General features: G+C 61.9%; 12 protein-coding genes. 4 read left to right on the plus strand and 8 right to left on the minus strand.

Features of this window, described 5'->3' with window-relative positions; genetic code table 11:
* Positions 1-53: 53 nt before the first annotated feature.
* On the minus strand, positions 54-989 hold the full coding sequence (locus tag H8B14_RS06385; protein ID WP_187314786.1) for an SdiA-regulated/phytase-like domain-containing protein: 936 nt from the start codon (positions 987-989) through the stop codon (positions 54-56).
* Between the two features lie 155 nt (positions 990-1,144).
* Positions 1,145-1,366 carry a membrane protein insertion efficiency factor YidD gene (gene yidD / locus H8B14_RS06390; RefSeq protein ID WP_187314787.1) on the minus strand — a complete coding sequence of 74 codons (222 nt, stop codon included), beginning with the start codon at positions 1,364-1,366 and terminating at the stop codon, positions 1,145-1,147.
* Between the two features lie 137 nt (positions 1,367-1,503).
* Between yidD and H8B14_RS06395 the strand changes: the two genes are divergently transcribed.
* Positions 1,504-3,810: a S46 family peptidase gene (locus tag H8B14_RS06395; RefSeq protein ID WP_187314788.1), complete on the plus strand. Its 2,307-nt coding sequence runs from the start codon at positions 1,504-1,506 to the stop codon at positions 3,808-3,810.
* 112 nt (positions 3,811-3,922) lie between these two features.
* Here the strand turns inward: H8B14_RS06395 and H8B14_RS06400 are convergent, their stop codons facing one another.
* Entirely contained in the window at positions 3,923-4,186 is a 264-nt protein-coding gene (locus tag H8B14_RS06400; RefSeq protein ID WP_187314789.1) for a hypothetical protein, read from the minus strand.
* A 66-nt stretch (positions 4,187-4,252) separates the two neighbouring features.
* Entirely contained in the window at positions 4,253-4,531 is a 279-nt protein-coding gene (locus H8B14_RS06405) for a peptidase associated/transthyretin-like domain-containing protein (RefSeq protein WP_187314790.1), read from the minus strand.
* Positions 4,532-4,840: 309 nt separating this feature from the next.
* Between H8B14_RS06405 and H8B14_RS06410 the strand changes: the two genes are divergently transcribed.
* The 3 genes from H8B14_RS06410 to H8B14_RS06420 all read left to right on the plus strand — a co-directional run bounded on the left by H8B14_RS06410 (position 4,841) and on the right by H8B14_RS06420 (position 10,802).
* Complete coding sequence (locus H8B14_RS06410) at positions 4,841-7,564, plus strand: FG-GAP-like repeat-containing protein (RefSeq protein WP_187314791.1); 2,724 nt, start codon at positions 4,841-4,843, stop codon at positions 7,562-7,564.
* A gap of 179 nt (positions 7,565-7,743) precedes the next feature.
* Positions 7,744-8,598 (plus strand): PorV/PorQ family protein, encoded by an 855-nt coding sequence (locus tag H8B14_RS06415; RefSeq protein ID WP_187314792.1) that lies wholly within the window; start codon positions 7,744-7,746, stop codon positions 8,596-8,598.
* Positions 8,595-10,802: a ComEA family DNA-binding protein gene (locus tag H8B14_RS06420; protein ID WP_187314793.1), complete on the plus strand. Its 2,208-nt coding sequence runs from the start codon at positions 8,595-8,597 to the stop codon at positions 10,800-10,802. The genes H8B14_RS06415 and H8B14_RS06420 overlap by 4 nt, the downstream gene beginning before the upstream one ends.
* Before the next feature lie 278 nt (positions 10,803-11,080).
* Here the strand turns inward: H8B14_RS06420 and H8B14_RS06425 are convergent, their stop codons facing one another.
* From H8B14_RS06425 to H8B14_RS06440, 4 genes are all read right to left on the minus strand, one after another.
* Positions 11,081-14,704 (minus strand): reprolysin-like metallopeptidase, encoded by a 3,624-nt coding sequence (locus H8B14_RS06425; protein WP_187314794.1) that lies wholly within the window; start codon positions 14,702-14,704, stop codon positions 11,081-11,083.
* Positions 14,705-14,976: 272 nt separating this feature from the next.
* Positions 14,977-16,941, minus strand: a complete 1,965-nt coding sequence (locus H8B14_RS06430) for a DUF3857 domain-containing transglutaminase family protein (protein ID WP_187314795.1) — start codon at positions 16,939-16,941, stop codon at positions 14,977-14,979.
* Positions 16,938-18,998 carry a DUF3857 domain-containing protein gene (locus tag H8B14_RS06435; RefSeq protein ID WP_187314796.1) on the minus strand — a complete coding sequence of 687 codons (2,061 nt, stop codon included), beginning with the start codon at positions 18,996-18,998 and terminating at the stop codon, positions 16,938-16,940. Before H8B14_RS06435 ends, H8B14_RS06430 begins: the two co-directional genes overlap by 4 nt.
* A 297-nt stretch (positions 18,999-19,295) precedes the next feature.
* Positions 19,296-19,484 (minus strand): hypothetical protein, encoded by a 189-nt coding sequence (locus H8B14_RS06440; RefSeq protein ID WP_187314797.1) that lies wholly within the window; start codon positions 19,482-19,484, stop codon positions 19,296-19,298.
* Positions 19,485-19,521 lie beyond the last annotated feature (37 nt).

Here is a 19,521-nt window from a genome sequence, read left to right on the forward strand (position 1 = left end):
CCCCTCCGCTAAGTTAGCGGAGGGGCTTTTTTTCATGGCTGAAAAACCAATAATTACAGCTTGTAGCGGTACAGGGCGCCCTGTTCGGTGCTGATGAGCAGCGTGCTATTGTCCAGAAAAATTATGCCTTCGGTCTGGCCGGCGCCTTTCAGCGACACGGATTTGGGGGTGGCTTTCAGGGCGCTGCTCAGGTCCGAGCCTTCCAGCAGATACAGCTCCTCGCGGCCCAGCAGCGCCAGGTGGCGGCCATCGGGGCTGAGGTCGGCGCCGGTTACTTCGCCGGCAATGCTGAGCTTGGCCAGCAGCTCAGCCACGTGCGAGCCGGGCTGATCCGACACGCTGTACACTTTGCTGGTGGTTTGGTTGGCGCGGTCTTTCGTGAACAGGTACACCTTACCGGCATGCCAGAGCGAGGCTTCGCAGTCGAAGTTGCGCTCATCTTTGGCGGGCGGGAATGCCTTCTGGTCGGGGTAGCGGAAGCTGATTTTACCTATGCTGTTGGGGCTTTGCGGGTCGACACGGTAAATGGCCAGGTCGCGGCGGGTATTGTTGTTGTTGCCGGCATCCGTCACGAACACGGTGCCTTTGCCGTCATCGGCGAGGCTTTCCCAGTCGATGTTGGTGACAGGCAGCTCCCGTTCGCCCAGCTTCTCGCCCTTCTCATTGATGAGGTAAAGCGTGGGCGAGGTACCGGCGTCGCCGTGGGTGTAGAAGGTGCCCGGCCGGCCGCCGTGGGCCAGGCCGGAGCTTTCCGGAATGCCGCCCTGCAGCTCACCTACGGGCTGTAGAGTACCTAGCGGCGCACTGGCATCGTTGCCCTTTTTATCCTTCTTGCCCTTTTTACCTTTCTTGCCCGACTTCTGTTCCTCCGAGCCATTTTCGGAGGTAGCCGAGGTGGTCAGGTCGTTGGCAGTGTCGCTCTGGGCCTGCGAGCAGGCAGTAGTGAGCAGGGTGGCCAGGCCGAGGGTAAGCAGGAATATTCTGGGCATTGGATAGCAGACGGAGATGAAAAAAAGGCTGCCTGGCTTCAGAAGCCCCGGCAGCACAAACACGCTGTATACGGGAAAAGTGGTGGATTGGTGGGTGGTAAGAGCAACAACAACAAATCCGCCATTCCGCCACTTCATCATCCCGGCTCACGGACTCACGGTACCGGGTCGTAGCCGTGGCCGCCCCAGGGGTGGCAGCGGGCGATGCGGCGCAGCGCCAGCCGGCCCCCGCGCCAGGGCCCGTGCTTTTCAATGGCCTGCACGGCGTAGGCCGAGCAGGTGGGGGTGTAGCGGCAGCTGGCCGGCGTAAGCGGCGAAATCAGGTGGCGGTACACCCAAAGCAAACCCAGCAGCAGCTGGCGAAAAACGGCAGACATAGCGCAAAGAACCGCAAACGGCGCAGAATAAATCCGGGGTTGAACGAGCGGCACGTTGCAGCGCCTTTTCGTAAGTTTGAAGGCCGATGCGCACGCACGGCACCCTGTTCCTTTCCTTCCCCATTCCCCACAGTTTTATGCGCACCAATCATTGGGCCAAGGCCCTGCTGCTGACGCTGCTGCTGCCCTTCACGGCCCGCGCCGACGAAGGCATGTGGCTGCCGCTCTTCGTGAAGCGGCTCAACCAGGCCGACATGCAGAAAAAAGGCCTCAAGCTCACGGCCGAGGAAATTTACGACGTCAACAACGCCAGCCTCAAGGATGCCGTGGTGCAGCTCGGCGGCTTCTGCACCGGCGAGTTCGTGAGCAGCCAGGGCCTCTTGCTCACCAACCACCACTGCGGCTACGACGCCATCCAGACTCACAGCACGCCCCAGAACAACATCCTGCAGAATGGCTTCTTTGCGGCTACCAAGGCTGAGGAAAAGACTAATCCGGGTTTGTTCGTGGATATTCTGGTGCGCATGGAAGACGTGAGCGGCAAGGTGCTGGAAGGCCTCACGGCCGCCACGCCCGAGCAGGAGCGCATGGCCACCATCCAGAAGCGCCAGAAGGAAATGGCCGACGCCGCCAAGGAAAACGGCCAGTACGTGGCCTACGTGCGCGACATGTTCGGCGGCAACGAGTACTACCTGTTCGTGTACCAGCGCTTCGGTGACGTGCGCCTGGTGGGCGCTCCGCCGGAAGCCGTGGGCAAGTTTGGCGGCGACACCGACAACTGGATGTGGCCCCGCCACACCGGCGACTTCTCGATGTTCCGCGTGTACGCGTCCAAAGACAACAAGCCCACCGCCGGCCCCAGCGCCGACAACGTGCCCTACGTGCCCAAGAAGCACCTGCCCGTGAGCTTGCAGGGTGTGAGCGAAGGCGACTTCGCCATGGTGTTCGGCTTCCCCGGCCGCACGCAGCGTTTCCTGCCCGCCGCCGGCCTGCAAATGACCCTCGACCAAAGCAACCCCGCCCGCATCAAGCTGCGCGACACGCGCCTCAAGCTGTGGAAAGAAGACATGGACGCCAACCCCACGCTGCGTCTGCAGTACGCCTCCAAGTACGCCAGCATTGCCAACTACTGGAAGTATTTCATCGGCCAGAATGAGGGCATGAACCGCCTGAAAACCGTGGATGCCAAGAAAGCCGAAGAAGCGGCGCTGGCCCAGTGGATTGCGCAGGACCCCGCCCGCCAGCAGCAGTACGGCGAGGCGCTCAACAGCATCAACCAGGCGTACACCGGCCTGCGGGAATACAACCTGAGCGCCAACTACGTGAACGAAGCCGCTTTCGGCACCGAAATCGTGACGCTGGCCTCGCGCATGATGCCGCTCTACATGACCCTGAAAGCCACGCCCACCGACAAAGCCGCCATCAGCAAAGCCACTGCTGACCTGCAGGAGCCTGTGGCCGAGTATTTCAAGGACTACAGCGCCAGCACCGACAAGAAAGTGTTTGCGGCCCTGATGGACCTGTACCGCAAGGACGTGCCCGCCGCCCAGCTGCCCGACGTGTTCCAGACCGTGCAGAAGCAGTACGGCAACTCGATGCAGAAGTATGCCGACTATGTGTTTGCCAACTCCTTCCTGACCTCGGAGGCTAAAGTGAAAGCCTTCCTGGCCGCGCCTACGCTGGCCAAGCTGGAAGCCGACCCCGGTTTCAAGACCTTCAACTCGGTGTACACCAACTACACTCAGAACATTCTGCCTAAAATGCAGGCTCTGCAAAGCGGCCTAACCCGCGCCAACCGCCTGTATGTGGCCGCATTGCGCGAGAAGAACAGCCAGAAGGTGTATTCGCCCGATGCCAACTCCACCATTCGGCTGAGCTATGGCAGTGTGCGCCCCTACAAAGGCCGCGACGCCGTGCGCTACGACTACAAAACCACGGCCCAGGGCATTGTGGAGAAGGAAGATGCTACCAACCCCGAGTTTGTGGTGCCCCCGAAACAGCTGGAACTGCTCAAGCAGAAAGACTACGGCCGCTTCGCCGACAAAGACGGCAACCTGCCCGTAGCCTTCATCACCGACAACGACATCACGGGCGGCAACTCCGGTTCGCCGGTGATTAACGGTCGCGGCGAGCTGATCGGGCTGGCCTTCGACGGCAACTGGGAAGCCATGACCGGCGACCTGGCTTACGACCCCGAGCTGAAGCGCTGCATCAACGCCGACATCCGCTACGTGCTCTGGTGCATCGAGAAGCTCGGCAATGCCAAGCACATCGTCGATGAAATGACCATCGTCAACAATGGCCCCAACCCCGGCGTGGGCGCCGCCACCGCCTCGGTGAACGGTATGAGCGACGTGGAAAAGATGAAAGTGAAAACCGACGACGGCCAGAAAACCAAAGTCAAAAAGAAGAAAGGCAAGGAAACCACTGCCGCCGGCATGTAGTCCCACGGTAGTCGGAATGAAACCCAAAAATGCCCCGGTGCCGTGTTGGCGCCGGGGCGTTTTTGCGTCTGGTGCGAAGCCGGAATATGGCCCAGTAGATTAGCATGCACGGTTAAAAAGGAATGCGTACGGTGACGGTGTCCAGGGCGGGCACGTTCACGTTCTGGCTGGTGAGAGTCCGCACTCCATCTACGTTGATATACCAACGGACTCTATAGTTCTGACCTCCATCTATGGGCCGTACGAAAGTAGTGTCACGCGGATAGGGCAGTTCGGCCACTAGCGTGTGGGAGCCACCAATACTAATCCACACGCGGCTGCGAGGCGGCTCGTCTACCAGCACGAAGCGCAGCCAGGCGGGGGAGTAGACGGGCATACGCAGGCCCTGGTTTTTGCGGCCCTGGCGCACGGCGGGGGCCTCGCCGTAGGCCGTGTAGTGGCCCTATGCGGAGTGGGCCATCAGGATAACATGGCCGCCGGGCGCCTCAGCGGCAAACGAGAACCGGCCCTGCGCGTCGCAAGCGTGCGGGGCGCCCACAGCGCGATAAGCGCCTGCTCCGGTGTTGGGCGTCACGTGCAGTTGCACCGTGGCGTTAGGCACGGGCTGGCCGTTTATCCGGTCCACCACCTGCCCTTCGATGGTGGTGGTATCCGGCTCTTTGTCGCAGCTGGTGCTCAGTGCTAGCAGGCCGATGGCGAGTAGGAGGGGGCGGGCGTTCATGGTAGCGGCCCAGGCAGGGCGGTTAGCGTAGGGAATAGAAAAACTAAAAAATCGACAGGTACTTAACTGAAGCAGAGGTAGTATTAAATTATGAAAATGCAATGCTGCTACAGACTGAGTTGCCTGCAAAAGAGCCAATAGGCTTCGTGTAAGTGCTGGCAAAACGCCCCAATGTCGTGTTAGCGCCGGGGCGTTTTTGCGTCAGATTATGAAGGGGGAGAAGCAAATTGGCAGGTTTCGGCGAAACAAATGCAACGTAAATTTTCTACTTATGCATAGAAATATTTCCAGCTATATCCATCGTCGCACATGAAACAATTGCTACTCGTCGCGTGCCGTTGCGGCCTTCTCAGTGCGGCTTGGCTACTACCTGCCTTTAGCGCACTGGCCCAGGTACCCATCATTGCTTCCGTAGCGCCGGCCAGCGGGGCAGCGGGCACTTCCGTGACTATCAGCGGCAGTGGCTTTGCGCCGGTGGCCGCGCAGAATGCGGTGCTGTTCGGCGCGGCGCGGGCCACCGTCACAGCGGCTTCAGCCACGCAGCTAACAGTGCAGGTGCCGGTGGGCGCGGCGTCGGTGGCGCCTATTGTGGTGAGCAATCTAAACAGCCAGCGGCTGGGCTCGTCGCTAAGCTCGACTACGCCGTTTTTTACCGTGCGTTTTGCGGGGCCGCCGCTCAACGCGTCGTCGTACCAGACCATTCGCTATCCGCTGGGCACTTCCAGACTCGGCGGAGGAACGCTGGCCACGGCCGATTTCAACGCCGACAACTTTGCCGACTTTGCCCTGACGGCCGACGGGCTGCTGCAGCTGGTACTCAGCGACGGCCAGGGTAACTACCAGCCCCGACTCACGTTGCCGGCCGGCGTTTTTCCGACTATGGTAGTTGCCGAAGACGTAGACGCCAACGGTACGCCCGACCTGCTGGTGGCAACCCAAACCGAATGGCAGCTGCTGCGTAACCTGGGCAACGGCAACGGGTTTGCATCAGCGGTGGCGCTGAATCTGGGCGGCGCGCTTCCGCTATCCAATTTTGCTGTTGGAGCCAGCCCGATTCAGGTACAAGACGTAACCGGCGATGGCCGGCCCGACCTGCTGGTGCTAGCTGCTCCGCCAGGTATGGGCCAGTTTCCTTTTGATCGGCAATTGCTGTTACTGGCAGGTACCGCCGTCGGCTTCGACCCACCTGCCGCGCTGCTTACGGCCCGCCTGGAAGGCCTCGGGGTGGCCGACTTCAACCAGGATGGCCGGCTGGACATAGTGCTGGCCGAAGGAGCGTCTGGCGGCTCCGGGGTGCCGGTGCGGCTGCAGGTGCTGTTGCGCAACGCCGCCAACACCGGCTTCGAGGCCCCCGAAGCCACGCTGCTACCCAACGGCTCCAATTTCTTGGGGCTGGTGGTGGCCGATGCCAACGCCGACAGTCGCGCCGACGCGGTAACATTAACTACTAACCCCAGTGGTGGCACAGAGCTGCGTGTGGCCGTACGTACGGCTACGGGCTTTACACTGCAATCAGGTTTGGCTGCGGGGGCCGGGCCACTGGCCTCAACCTCTTTGCAACTCGTTGCCGATGCCGACGGCGACGGCCTCGCCGACCTGCTAACTGCACAGACAGGCAGCTTCGGCGTGCTACGGGGGCAAACAGGCGGCTCGTTTGCCGCGCCGCTGCTCTACGCGCCTGTTGCATCCAACTTAGTGGCCGGCGACTTCAACAATGACGGCCGCACGGACATATCCAGTTATTTTTTCAACAGCGGTGAGCTACTCATTTACCGCTACACCGGCGCCAGCCCCAACCAGAACAACCCGCCCACGCTCAACGCCCTGCCCGACCTCACGCTGGACGAGGATGCGCCGCAGCAGACCGTGGCGCTAAATGGCATCAGCAACGGCGGCGACGCCGGGCAGGCCGTTACGCTCACGGCTGTCAGCTCCGACCCCAGTCTGGTGCCCAACCCCACCATCAGCTACTTCAGCCCCACCAGTACCGGCACGCTGCGCCTGCAGCCTGCGCCCAATGCGTTTGGCACATGCACCATCACCGTCACGGCTTCGGATGGACAAGCCCAGAACGGCACGCTCACCCGCACGTTCCGCGTAACGGTGAACCCCGTGAACGATGCGCCTACGCTGGACCCAATTCCGGATATAGTGACGCAGCAGCCAGTAACTGTAGCCCTATCGGGCATTACGGCCGGGCCGGCCAATGAAACCGAACCGGTGAGCATCTCGGCGCTGGTAGTGCTGGCAAGCGGTGGCTCCATCGGCAATGGCAACATCAGCTACACCAGTCCCAGCCGGACCGGGCAATTTTTCTTTCCCATCAGCTCTACTCCGCCTGCGCCAGGCCTGTACGCCACCGTCACGCTCACCGTCAACGACGGGCAAGCCAGCAACAGCACGTTCAGCCGCACATTCCGCATCTTCTACCAGCCTGGCGGTTCCCAAGCCAATGCCCCCACCCTCGACCCCATTGCCGACGCTACGGCCAGCCGCGCCCTGGCTACCCAAGTGCCCGTGCCGCTAGCTGGTATCACTGACGGTGACCCTAACCAGGTGCTGCCCCTGACCGTGACAGCCACCAGCTCCGACCCAAGCCTGGTGACACCAGCAATGGTGAGCTACACCAGCCCCGCCACCACCGGCAGCCTCCCTTACACCATCAGCAGCACGCGCGGCGGCACAGCTACCATCAGCGTTACGGTCAGCAACGGGCAGAGCCAAAACGGCAGCATCACGCGTAGCTTCCGCATCACGGTGCCGCAAGTCCTGAGCACGATATCCGGGGTGGCGGCCACCACCCTGGATGTGTATCCCAATCCGACGTCCGGGGGAGGTTTCTGGCTGAAGAGCCCGGCCGCTGGCCCGGCCGACGTGACGGTGCTGGACCTCTCGGGCCGGGTGGTGTGGCAGGGCCGGCTGGCTTCGTTGCAGCAGCCACAACGGATACCGCTGGCTGTGGCGGCGGGCCTATACGTTGTGCGGGTTCGGACGGCGGCGGCTACGCTGGCGCGCCGGTTAGTAGTTGAGTGAAGAGCAGGTTGGAATAACCCCCAAAACGCTCCGGTGCCGTGTTGGCGCCGGGGCGTTTTTACGTCTGGCAGAGCTGAATTTCTCACATGAAATAAATAGTGGCTATGCGCTATGAATAGTTGTGGAGTTGCCGCCTTTCCGGTAATTTTCATCACTTGTAAAAGATGGAAAAGCACTTTATGGCAAAACGCTACCCGATTCTGAGTGTCTTATTGCTAACCGGATTCATCAGCCACGCGCAGGGCAGCGGCCCCGGCGTACGCGGGGCCCGCGCTGCCGCTCTCGGCAATGCCTCCGTCACGCTCAGTGACGTGTGGGCCGTGGGCAACAACGCCGCCGGCCTCGGCCAGCTTAGCGCCCCAGCGGCCGCCGTGTATGCCGAAAACCGCTACCTGCTTAGTTCGCTCAACACTGTGGCGCTGGCTGTGGCCGCGCCGCTGGGCAAGGTGGAAAACGGGCTGGCCCGCCGCGGTGTGGTGGGCCTGGAGGTGCAGCGCTTCGGCGGCAGGCTCTACAACGAGCAGCGCATTGGGGCCGGCTACGGCTACCGGGGCGGCCTCGTCAGTATTGGGGCGCGGGTGGATATGCTGCAGCTCAGCATCGAGGGGTTGGGTAGCCGGCGGGCAGTGGCCGTATCGTTGGGCGGGCAGGCCGAGCTGGTGCCCAAGCGGCTGGTGTTCGGCGCCTACCTCTACAACCTCAACCAGGCCAAGCTGGCCGAATACCAGCAGGAGCGGGTGCCTACGGTGCTCAAGGCCGGCCTCTCGTACCGCCCTACGGCCAAGGTGATGCTCAATATTGAAACCGAAAAGGAAGTGGAGCAGTCGGCGGACTTCAAGGTCGGCATGGAGTACCGCGTAATTGAGGCGCTAGAGCTACGGGCCGGCCTGCGCACCCTCACTGAGGAAACCACCGGCGGCCTGGGCTTTCGGGCCGGCGCGCTGCAGATTGACTATGCCGCCGCCTGGCACGCCGCGCTGGGCCTCAGCCAGCACCTAAGCATTGGGTTGAGCCTCAACGCCAAGCAGCCATGAGAGTACCCAAGCAAATACGTACCGCGAAAGTCCGTTTCGCGACGAGCAGCGTGAGTTCCGGCGCGTTGGCGCGGTATCATATACTCGCTCCGCTCGTCGCGAAACAAACTTTCGCGGTACTGGCCGTTCTGCTGGCAGCCGGTACGGCGCAGGCCCAGGAATACGTGCGCCCCACGCCCGACCTCGACCGGCTGACGCAGGAGTTGTTTGCCGAAATTCAGAGTGACCAGGTGCCCTCTGAGGACCTCTACGAAACGCTGCTGCAGTACTACCAGACGCCGCTCAGCCTCAATACTGCCACGCGCGAAGATTTGCGCGGCCTGCTGCTGCTCTCCGAAAACCAGATCAGCCAGCTACTCACGTACCGCCAGCAGCGCGGGCCGCTGCTGAGCCTCTATGAGCTGCAGGCCGTGCCCGGCTTCGATCTGCGTACCATCTACCGGGCCGCGCCCTTCGTGACGGTGCAGACCGCCGGCGGCACCAACGGCCTGCGCGGCCCACTGTGGCAGCGCGTGTTCAAGGAAGACAACAACGCCCTGTTTCTGCGCTACGAGCGGGTGCTGCAAACCCGCACCGGCTACACCACCGCACCGCTCGACAGCCTCGGCCGCGGCCCCACACGCTACCTCGGCTCGCCCGACAAGCTGCTGCTGCGCTACCGCGTCAGCCACGCCAAGGATTTTAGTTTGGGCATTACGGCCGAAAAGGACGCCGGCGAGCAGCTTGCCTGGAACCCCAAGGGCCGCCAGTACGGCGCTGATTTTCTGTCGGCGCACTTTGTGGTGCAGGAACGGGGCAAGCTGAAAACCCTGGCCGTCGGCGACTACCAGTTGCAGTTCGGGCAGGGGCTGCTGCTGTCGTCGGGGCTGCAGGTGGGCAAGGGGGCCGAAACCATCACCACGCTACGGCGCAGCTCTATTGGCGTGCGGCCGTACTCTTCGATTCTGGAAAGCACGTTTTTCCGGGGTGCGGCCGCTACCGTGGAAGTGACGCCCACGGTGCGGGCCACGGCCTTCGTGTCGAGGAAGCGGGTGGATGCCAACGTGCAGCTGGCGGCCGATTCGTTGGCGGAATTTGACGAATTCTCATCGGGGTTTCTGCTGACAGGTTTCCACCGCACGGCCTCGGAGCTGGCCAACCGCCAGACCCTGCGCGAAACCGTGGCCGGCGGCAACCTCGGCTACACCAGCCGCAGCGGCCACCTCGCCGCCGGCCTCACCGCCGTTGATACCCATTTCGACAAAGCCATTCAGCGCCGCCCCGAGCTCTACAATCAGTACGAGTTTCGCGGTACGCACAACCTGGCGTTGGGCGCGCACTACACCTACGTGCGCGGCAACGTGCTGGTATTCGGCGAAACGGCCCGCAGCAGCAGCGGCGGCTGGGGCACCGTGAACGGTCTGCTGGCCAGCCTCGCGCCCACCGTAGACGTGTCGGCGCTGGTGCGGCACTACACCCGCAACTTCCACACGCTCTACGGCAACGCGCTCAGCGAAAATACCCGCAACATCAACGAAAGCGGGTTGTATATGGGGGTGAAGCTGCGGCCGGTGGCCCGCTGGGAAGTGTCGGCGTACTACGACCAGTTCTGGTTTCCATGGTTGAAATACGACGTGGGCGCCCCTTCTCGCGGCCACGACTGGCTGACGCGCATCACGTACGCGCCCACCAAAACCAGCTTGCTATATGCCCAGCTGCGCACCCGCCAAAAAGCCTACGACACCTCCACCGACCAGCCCAATCCGCAGCCCGAGCCCACCACCCGCCACAGCGTGTTGCTCTACTACGATGCCAACCCCACGGCTACATTTGGGCTGCGCACCCGGGTGCAGGGCAGCCGCTACCGCGAAACCGATGCCAGCCCCTGGCAGCGCGGCTACGTGTTGGCCCAAGATGCCTCCGTATCAGTGGGCCGCCGCCTGCGCCTCACCGCCCGCTACGCTCTCTTCGACACCGACAGCTACGACACCCGCCAGTACGTGTTCGAGCAGGATGTGCTCTATGCGTTTTCGGTGCCGGCCCTCTCGGGGCAGGGCACGCGCATCTACGGCATTGCTGAAATCAGCTGTACCCGCCAGCTCACGCTCTGGCTGCGCCTGGCCGAAACCCACTACCGCCACCAGACCACCGTTGGTACTGGCCTGGAAGGAATCCAGGGCCCCCGCCGCACCGAGTTCAAAGCTCAGGCGCGGTACCGGTTCTGAGGATATGTAGGTTAAGCATCCAGAGCGTCATTCAGAACGTCATGCTGAGCTTGCCGAAACATCTCTCTCGCTTCGATGGATTGCTATGCCAAACGCCAGCACGCGAGCTTCCTCGCGCTGCCCGGAATGACGTTCCAACGAAGCGGGAGAGATGCTTCGGCAAGCTCAGCATGACACTTACAGGAGCTTCGGGTAGCTCATACTCATCCGTATCAAGGCATAAAAAAGGCGGCCCCGATTCGGGAGCCGCCTTTTCTACTATTCATACTTGTAGTAGTCTACTGTTTCAGCAGGCGCACCACGGCGGTGCCTTCCGGCATGTCGAGGTGGAGCTGGTAGACGCCGGTGCTGAGCTTGCTCAGGTCGAGGGCGTGCTTGAGCGGGGCGCCACCCTTGTTGAGGGACACGCTGCTCACGGTACGGCCTATGGCGTCCGTCACGCGCAACGTAACGAGGCCGCGCTGAGCGTTATCCACATTTACCTGGAACTGGCCGGTGCTCGGGTTCGGGAATACCTCCACGCCGCGCAGCATAGCCGCATTCTGGCTGGAAAGCGTTGTGATGCTCACGCAGCTTTCGTTGGTGTAGATGGAGCTGCCGGTAGGGTTGGTGGCCCGGATACGGTAGCAATACGTGCCGTTGGCTCCCGCAATCTGGTCGGCGAAGAACGTGGTATTGGCCGGTACGGTAGTCAGCAGCGCAAATGTATTGTTGTTGACACCTGTGCGCTCAATCTGAAAGCTGGTTTCGTTGTTGGAATTGTCGGCCCACACCAGATTCACGTTTGCCCGGTTGTTGGTCACGCCGTTGAGCAGCGTCAGCAGCGTAGAAGGTGCGGCTGGCAGTTCGGCCAGCGTGCATAGCTCCAGGCTCCAGCCGTTCAGCTGGCCGCCGTTGTTGGCGTTGTTATCCGAAATGGTCAGTGTCCAGTTGCCGTTGGCCGGGTCGTTGAGCAGCGGAGCCAGCGAGTTGGCCGGCCGCACCGTAGCACCGCTGGCCAGCGGGCAGCTAACGGCCGTAGCGGCGGCATCATCCAGGTTCAGGTTCAGGTCGGCGGTGCCGGGGCATACGTTGGCCAGCAGCACTACGGTCCGGCCGGCGGGGTTGGTCAGCGAGATGGTCAGCTCACCCACGTTGGGGTGCGTGATGGCCAGGTTGCGGATGCGGATATCACCGACCCGCTCGGCATTCTGCACGTTGATGGTGGACGTAACCGTAGGCGTGGTACCAAACGGAATGCTCACCGGCACCTGCGTGGCAGCAGTCGGAGCACACGTCACGGTGCCTACCAGGAACGAAGCACCGGCCGAGTAAGGAGCCGTGCTGCAGGGGCTGATGCCCCGTACGCGCCAGAAGTAGGTAGTGCCTGGCGTCAGGGGCAGCGTAGCCACCGTAAAGCTGGTAGCCGTGATGTTGGACTGCGTGAGCAGTACGTTGCTGAAAGCAGCGTCGGTGGCTACCTGCACCTCGTAGGACGTGGCATTCGGAACCGGATTCCAACTCAAACGAGGGCGAGGGCCTACGCGCTGGGCGCTTACCGGGCTAACCGGCACCGCTGCAGCAGTAGCGCTTGGCAGCACCGTGAACGTGAACTGCTGCGCCTGCGTGAGGCTGCCGCTAACGCCGGTCAGCGAAATTGTGTAGTTGCCACCAGCGGTACCGGCTGCTACGTTAACGGTGGCTTGCACCGTAGTGCCGGCAGCTGGGGTAGTGTTATCAAACGAAACCGTGACGCCGGTCGGCAGGTTGGTAGCCGAGAGGGCCACGGCACCGCTAAACGACTGAATCTGGCCGATGGCAAGCGGGAGCGAGAAGCCAGCGCCGGGGCAGACAGCCGGAATCTGGGCGGCCGTTGGAGCCAGGAAGAAGGTCGGCTGGCCGGAGTTGGTGATGGTGAAATTCTGGTTGGACAGGTCAAAGAAGACGTTGCCGGCGGCCTTCACTTTGAGGCGGGCCGTGGTGCTGGCCGCTACCGAGGTAGGCACCGTCACAACGGTGTAGCCATCGTTTGGTGTGTTGGCCTGCAGCACCGTCGGGAACGTGCGGCCACCATCGGTGGAAAGCAGCACGTCTACGTTGGCGGCGTTGATGGGGGCAGCCGTGGTGTTGGCTACATCCCAGGCAACCTGCTGCGGGGCACCCGCCTGCCACGAAGCGGCAGAAGTGTTTGGCAGCGTCATCAGGAACGGACCTGCCGTACCGATTACGGCCACGTTCATCGAGTCATAGTCGACACCGCCGCCACCTACGCGGTTGTCGCGGCCTACCAGCCGGAAAACAAGCTTGCGGGCATACGAAGGCAGAATTTCACCCCGCACCTGCACGTTGGTCAGCAGGGCGCCCAGCGCGCCGCTGGGCGTAAGCGTGGCCGGAAAAGTGCGGGTAGGCGAAGCTACAGGCGAGAAAGCGCGGAAAATAGGGGCGTTGCCGCTCGGTGCGTTAGGCGCGCCGCCGGGGCCCAGGTTGAATTGTTCCCAACTGTAGGTCAGCGCGTCGCCGTTGGCGTCGGTGGCCGAGCCTGTCAGCTCAAACGGGGTGCTCACAGGAATGGCGTAGTTGGCACCGGCATTCACCACAGGGGCGTTGTTGCCGGTAGCGGTATTCACGCCACAGTTGCCGCCGTTGGTCATGTGCGCCACCAGCTCATCAAAGCTGTAGGAATGGAAATACGGGTCGGAAAAACCTTGGGTGTTGTCGTTGCCGCAGATGCCGGCGTAGGCCATGATGGTGGTGCCGGATCCAGGCTCGTAGGCTGCGTTAGCCGAGCGGTTACCGCCCGCGCACGAGCCAATTGTGCCATTGAAGGTGTGGTTGCCGCCAAACTGGTGGCCGATTTCGTGGGCGACATAATCGATGTCGAAGGCGTCGCCGAAGGGAGCAGGCCGGCCGGTCATGCCGCGGGCCTTGCCGCTGGTGGCGCACAGGCTGCGCAGCTGGGCCACGCCGCCGTCGCCGGTAGCGAAGATGTGGCCGATGTCGTAGTTGGCCTGGCCAATGCGGGCCGTTACTACGGCCTGGTTTTCGGTCAGCAGCGTGGTCGACGAGTTGTTGGTGAATGGGTCAGTGGCGCCATCCAGGAAAACCAGGGTGTCATTCTTGGGCACCAGCACCAAACGAGCCGCTACTTCCTTTTCATATACACCGCTCACGCGGTTCACTGAGGCCACAATCTTTGATAAGGTGAGGGCAACAGTAGGGGCATCGGGTGCGCAAACAGCTACTGCATATTCGCCGGTGCAGGACACGGCCAGGCGGTAGGTGCGCAGTGTGGCGCCGTTCGGAATGGCTGCGGGCAGCGGGGGCGTCAGCACCGAGCCTGCCGAGCCAATAGCGCCGGGCGTGAGGCACTCGAAACGCACATTGTCCTTGTTCATGGCCGTGCGGTCGAACACCAGGTGGGCACTGCTGCCCGCCGATACCGGATCAATAAATGTGGTCCGGGTGCCGCTCATAATCATGGCGTGGAAGCCGGCCGGCGAGACATCGAGGCGGGCCGTAGCCGACGGATCGTCAATGCCCTGAGCTTCGTAGGTGCGGATCTGTGGATATCTGGCGGCCAGCTCGGGCTGCATCACGGGCACCTGCACAATGCGAAAACGCTGCGAAGTGCCATCCGGCAGCGGCAACGATACGACCGTGGTGGAGTTGCGGGCGCCGGCACCAGCTTCCCGGGGCGCATTGGCCAGCGCGTCGCGCATGGCGGGTAGCTGCACCGTAATGGGCCGGTACTGGCGCAGTGCCTGGGTGGCCGTGCGGGCTGCCGCGGGCTGGGTTTCGGTGGCATCAGCCCACAGTACGCGCTGGGCCGCTGCCATGCGTGGCAGCCCCGTGGCCGCCAGCAGCAAGCCGCCCACCAGGGCCGGCCGCCACGCACGCCTCGACAAAGTAAAGATTGGCAACATAGACGAAGGGTTAAGAAAAGGGACGTCAACAAGAATTTGTTGCCCTAAGGTACTGGTTTTGCTGTAGGGGCAATGCGTTGAGCCGCTGATTTTCCCCGAAAGCTACCCTAGTCAATTGCGTAGCTGCAACGCTTGGTTGTTGGACTGTAACTAGCACACAGTTAAGAGAATGGTGTATGGAGCTGTGCGCCGTCTGGATGGGCTATATAACGCCGAAGGCCCGCCGGAAACAGTTCCGGCGGGCCTTCGGTATGAGGACGGACTGTTAAAGGTCAGGCGTCGGTTTTTACCAGTACTATCTGCGCTTTATCGGCTTGGCTGATGCGGCGGCGGAAGTCTTGGTAAGCCGGATATTGCTCGCGGGTGAAGCGGGTCTGAGGCATCAGCAGGCGCCGCACATAAAGCAGCGTGCCGTCGGGCAGGGCCTGCACTTGGCTGGAGTAGGTGCCAAACGCCGTAGCGAGCTGCACCTGCGCCGGCAGGCTTTCCGGCTTGAAACCGGCTGGCACATGAATTCGGATGGTATCGGCGTAGCTGAATGCGTTGTCGAGCCACACGGGGGTGCGCCGCTCACCTACCGTGGCTGGAAGCGCCCTCCAGCGGCTCAGCAGGTTGGGCGTCAGAAAGGCTCTTTTTCCCGACACGGAGGCCCATCCTGGCAGCACGAGGCTCAGGTTTTCGGTGAGGACAGGCACTGACTGGCGGTGGTCGGGCTGGTAGCTGAGCTTGCTGATGCTGAAGTTGGCCAGCGGCAGGTGTTCCGACAAGATCTTCTTCTGATCGGCCAAGTTCTGCGAGCCAGCCAGGCGTGCGTAGTTGTCCTGCTCCAGGCCCGACAGCCGGGTCCGGATGCTGGCCGTAGCGCTGCCCTGCGCATCCATATACACGTCGGCGAGCCGGTCGCGGCGGTTGTCGGCGGCCAGGTACTGCGGCGTACGGACCAAGCGGCCTCCCTGCGGCGTCAGGAGCAGGGCATGGCGGTTGCCGACAAAGCTGCTCATATAACCGAACATAGCGGTCTGGTTGGTGCATTCCAGCCACACAGTGTCAGCCTTAGCGGCTTTGCTGAGTGGCACACACAGCACCACATGGTTGAACTGCTGGCTGGGAAACTCGGTACGGATGTCTTCCTCGCCGGCCCGGACCAGGGCTGCATACGCTGTGATGCCAGCTGCTTTCAGCAGTGCCTGGCAGTAATTGGTTAGGGCTTTGCAGTCGCCATAGCCGTTGGCCGCCACGCTGCTGGCCGGAAACGTCTGCCAGCCGCCAATCCCCAGCTGAACCGAGATATAGCGGGTGTTTTCCTGCAGCCATTCATATACCTTCCGGATGCGGGCCCGCTCGTCGGTTTCGCCTTGCACCAGTGCCTGCACTTTGGCCTGCAGGGCAGGCGGCAGCTCGTCGCGGCCGGCATTGAGCTGGTGCGTCCAGAGTCCCAGCGTCTGCCACGAGCTGAGTGTGCCCAGGTGGCCCTGCACCTCAAACTGCATGGGGGCTGTGAATACGGCCGGCGCCATTTCGCTCACGGGCGGTCCGTCGGCCTCGGCTTCTACGGCTGCCAAGCCATGCACCTGCCACTCATAGGCCTGGCCGGCCTCAGTTGTTGGGGTTTTTACGGCCACCGTGCCTGCAGGCAACGCCCGTTCTTGGTAGCGCAAAACCAGGCCAGCCGGCATCAGCACCCGGAACGTGGCATGCTCCACTGCCAGTTGACCGGTAGGCTGAGGCATCCAGGTAGGATAAAACAGCGTGTTGGTGGAGTTAATTTCGTACTCAAACTCCACTGTATAGGGGTACACCGGCTGGCGCAGGTCGGCAACTCGGCCACGGCCATCATTGGCCAAACTGAAACCATCGGACAGAGAAATGTCCTGGATTTCCGAGGCTTTGAGCGTGCGCAATACGCGGCCATCGGCAGCATACGAGGTGCCGCGCAGATAGGTGACCGTGTTGAGCTGGTCGTAGCCAACCAGCGTGCGGGCGTAGTCGGCTCCGGCTTCGTCGAAAATGGTCACGGCGCGGCGTACCGTTTCCACAGTACGGCCGGCTGATTTCACCACCAGCGTTTCGTCGGAGCGGCGCACTACGGCGTGGGCGTTTTCGCGCAGCGCGGCCGCAATGTCCGCTACGGGGTAGCTGGCGGGCGGGCCAGCCAGCGCCACCAGGCCACTGAGGCAGGCCATGAGTAGAACACCCAGCCGGGCCGCCGGCCGCAGAAAGTTTACGGGATACTTCACGATTTCTTCTTGAGAACAAACTGTTCTGCCTGCTTGGCCACTACCAGCCGGTAGAACTCGCGCAGGCCTTCGTATTCCGCGGCCGAGTACACCGCGCGGTTCAGGTTCAAGCGGCTCATAATCTGCACGGTACCATCAGCAGCAGGCTGCGCCTGGTATAGAAAGCGGCCCCCGTTGTCGGGCAGGCTCACGGCCGTTGGCTTGGGCATCTCCTCCAGTTCGTAGCCCGCGGGCAGCGTCAGGGTCACAAGCAGGGTTTCATCTACGGGGCAGCCAAAATCCACCGGAAACTGGCGCGACTCCTGCACAAACGGGTTCTTGCTGTTGCCGAAGTGTTGCAGGGGCCGCACATACAGCAGGCCCGCCGGAGTGTCGCCGCCCGCTGCTGTCAGTTCGTAGTCGAGGCTTAGTGCATCGGCTAGCTCGTCGCGCTTGCCGAATTTGAATTTCTCTACGCTCCAGCCTTCACGGCCAGTCAGCATGTCTTCCACAAACTTCTTCTCGCCTTTTTCGCGCAGCCGGTCGCGCTGGGCCGAGCCGGCATAACCGCCGTGCTCGGAGTGTACCTGGCCGGTATACCCGCCTTTTTCGTCCAGCACCAGCTTGATCTGCTGATACTCAGTGAGGCGCTGCGTAGGCGACAAACTCACCCAGCGCGACTCCGCGGCATTAGGCATAATCAGGCGGCCCTGGCCATTGAGGCAGCGCGTGGGCAGCATGCCGCAGGGCAGCAGTTCTTCGGTGGCATCTACCAGCATTTCCTTGCCTTCGGGCAGCGGCACGTGGGCCACTACGTAGTTGAAGCGCGAAAGCATGGGCATGAAATCGGCATTTACGGCTCCATGGCTGCGGGTGCTCACCAGCACGGGGTTGGCCTGAAAGCCGGCTTCGCGCAGCGCCGCAATCAATAGCAGGTTTACATCGGCCGCATTGCCGCGGTGCTGGTCGTAGGCTTTGCGCACCGAGCTGGAGCTGTAGAGCTGGTCGTGGCCGTCGTATTTCACGGCTTTGCGCACCAGGGCATGTATGGCCGCTACGCGGGCCGCCGGAGATTTCTCTTGCGCCAGCAGTGGCGTGAGTTGTTCTTTCAGGAAACCTGCTCGGCGAAGCTGCATGCCAAATCCCTCGGCCTGCAGCAGTTCATCGTTGATGCTCTGCCAGGTGCTGGTCATGGGCCGGTAGCCCTGGCCGGGCCACTGCAGTCCGGCTAATTCGAAGTCGATGCGTGACACATAGTCGCGCGCGGAGGTCATGTACGGCTCGTCGCGGAAAGCCGTGGCGTTTTGCACAGCCCAGCGGTGGTTGACTACCTGGGCCGTTACTGTTTCGGAACCGCCCGGGGTACGTCCGCCATTCAGGCCCGACTCAATGGATGAACTCCAGCGCACTGTATACTGACCTACTCCCGACGGATGCTCGCTCACGGCCAACGGCAGATAACCCTGCATCAGGGTTTTATAGTCGAAGTATTCCGGTATCTGCGCCCGGTACTCGCTCCAGCGCACCGGAATGGATTGCTGAAACTGCCAGTCCTGAAAATTGAACAGGAAATCCGACACGACCGTGTACGTGTACTCAATCACGGCGCCCTCGCGCACGTTGGGCAGCGTAAACTTGCGGGTGATGGTGTTAGGGCCGGACTCCTCGCGGAACATGGCACTGGTTTCCAGCTTTTCCTTCACAATCTCCCCGTTCACAAGGTTGTAAGTGAAGCCCTTCAGGTTGCTGAGCTTTTCCTCGCTTTTGTTTTTGTGATACAGCGGCACTTCCACAGTGGCCCAGTCATAGCCGGACTTCTTCAGGATTTTGATGCGCGTAACCCGCTCAAACACGGTCTGAAACCCTTCGCCGGCAGCAGCCACTTCGAAGCGCGAGCGGCCGAAGTCGCAGAGCACCACCGCCTCGGCGGCGCTGTCTGCTACAAAGTTTTTGGAGTCAAAATCCTTGAGGTCGGGTTTGCCAAACTTGATGGGGTCGGCCTGGCCCAGGGCAGGCGCCGTGGCGGCGCTACCCAGCACTGCCAGCAGCAAAAGCCGGCGGAGTAAAGGTGTTAGCATGGAGAGCTATATAATGAAGAAGTAAACGCAATGAGCACACACAACTGCTTCTGGCCGGCGGCATGAAAAAGCAGGTAAAAAGGATAGAAATAGGCGGCAGAGAGGAGCGGGCAGAATAACGGAATTCTAAAGCTCCGCATTTTTGGAATAGCCGCCAATAATCCGAGAAAGAAATAATACAGAAGAGCTATTCTTGCCTCACTACCAGCATGGCTGTCAGTCAGTTTGGGAGTGGCGCAGGCTGGCCAGGTAATTGGCCGCCGAGTTCTGGCGGGCGCCGTTGTGCTTCCGGGCCGGCTACCCAGCATACGCCAGCTTCAGACTGCCCTCGATGGTGCCATGCATAGTGAGGCGCAGCTTGACGGTCCGGAACTCCAGATGGCGCGCCGCCGGCCTTGTAGTGAGCCAGCGGCCGGCCGTTAGCTTGGGCTCGGTGGCATCCAGCCGCAGGTCTATTGAGGTGTAAAAGTGTTGTTTACGGTACACCTAGACAGCATCAACAGGAAAACTCCCGAGCTACTGC

The sequence above is a fragment of the Hymenobacter puniceus genome, from assembly GCF_014333525.1.
Taxonomy (GTDB): domain Bacteria; phylum Bacteroidota; class Bacteroidia; order Cytophagales; family Hymenobacteraceae; genus Hymenobacter.

Coding starts and splice junctions, on each gene's coding strand:
- H8B14_RS06385 (WP_187314786.1), bottom strand. CDS start 989: ATGCCCAGAATATTCCTGCTTACCCTCGGCCTGGCCACCCTGCTCACT.
- yidD (WP_187314787.1), bottom strand. CDS start 1,366: ATGTCTGCCGTTTTTCGCCAGCTGCTGCTGGGTTTGCTTTGGGTGTAC.
- H8B14_RS06395 (WP_187314788.1), top strand. CDS start 1,504: ATGCGCACCAATCATTGGGCCAAGGCCCTGCTGCTGACGCTGCTGCTG.
- H8B14_RS06400 (WP_187314789.1), bottom strand. CDS start 4,186: ATGCCCGTCTACTCCCCCGCCTGGCTGCGCTTCGTGCTGGTAGACGAG.
- H8B14_RS06405 (WP_187314790.1), bottom strand. CDS start 4,531: ATGAACGCCCGCCCCCTCCTACTCGCCATCGGCCTGCTAGCACTGAGC.
- H8B14_RS06410 (WP_187314791.1), top strand. CDS start 4,841: ATGAAACAATTGCTACTCGTCGCGTGCCGTTGCGGCCTTCTCAGTGCG.
- H8B14_RS06415 (WP_187314792.1), top strand. CDS start 7,744: ATGGCAAAACGCTACCCGATTCTGAGTGTCTTATTGCTAACCGGATTC.
- H8B14_RS06420 (WP_187314793.1), top strand. CDS start 8,595: ATGAGAGTACCCAAGCAAATACGTACCGCGAAAGTCCGTTTCGCGACG.
- H8B14_RS06425 (WP_187314794.1), bottom strand. CDS start 14,704: ATGTTGCCAATCTTTACTTTGTCGAGGCGTGCGTGGCGGCCGGCCCTG.
- H8B14_RS06435 (WP_187314796.1), bottom strand. CDS start 18,998: ATGCTAACACCTTTACTCCGCCGGCTTTTGCTGCTGGCAGTGCTGGGT.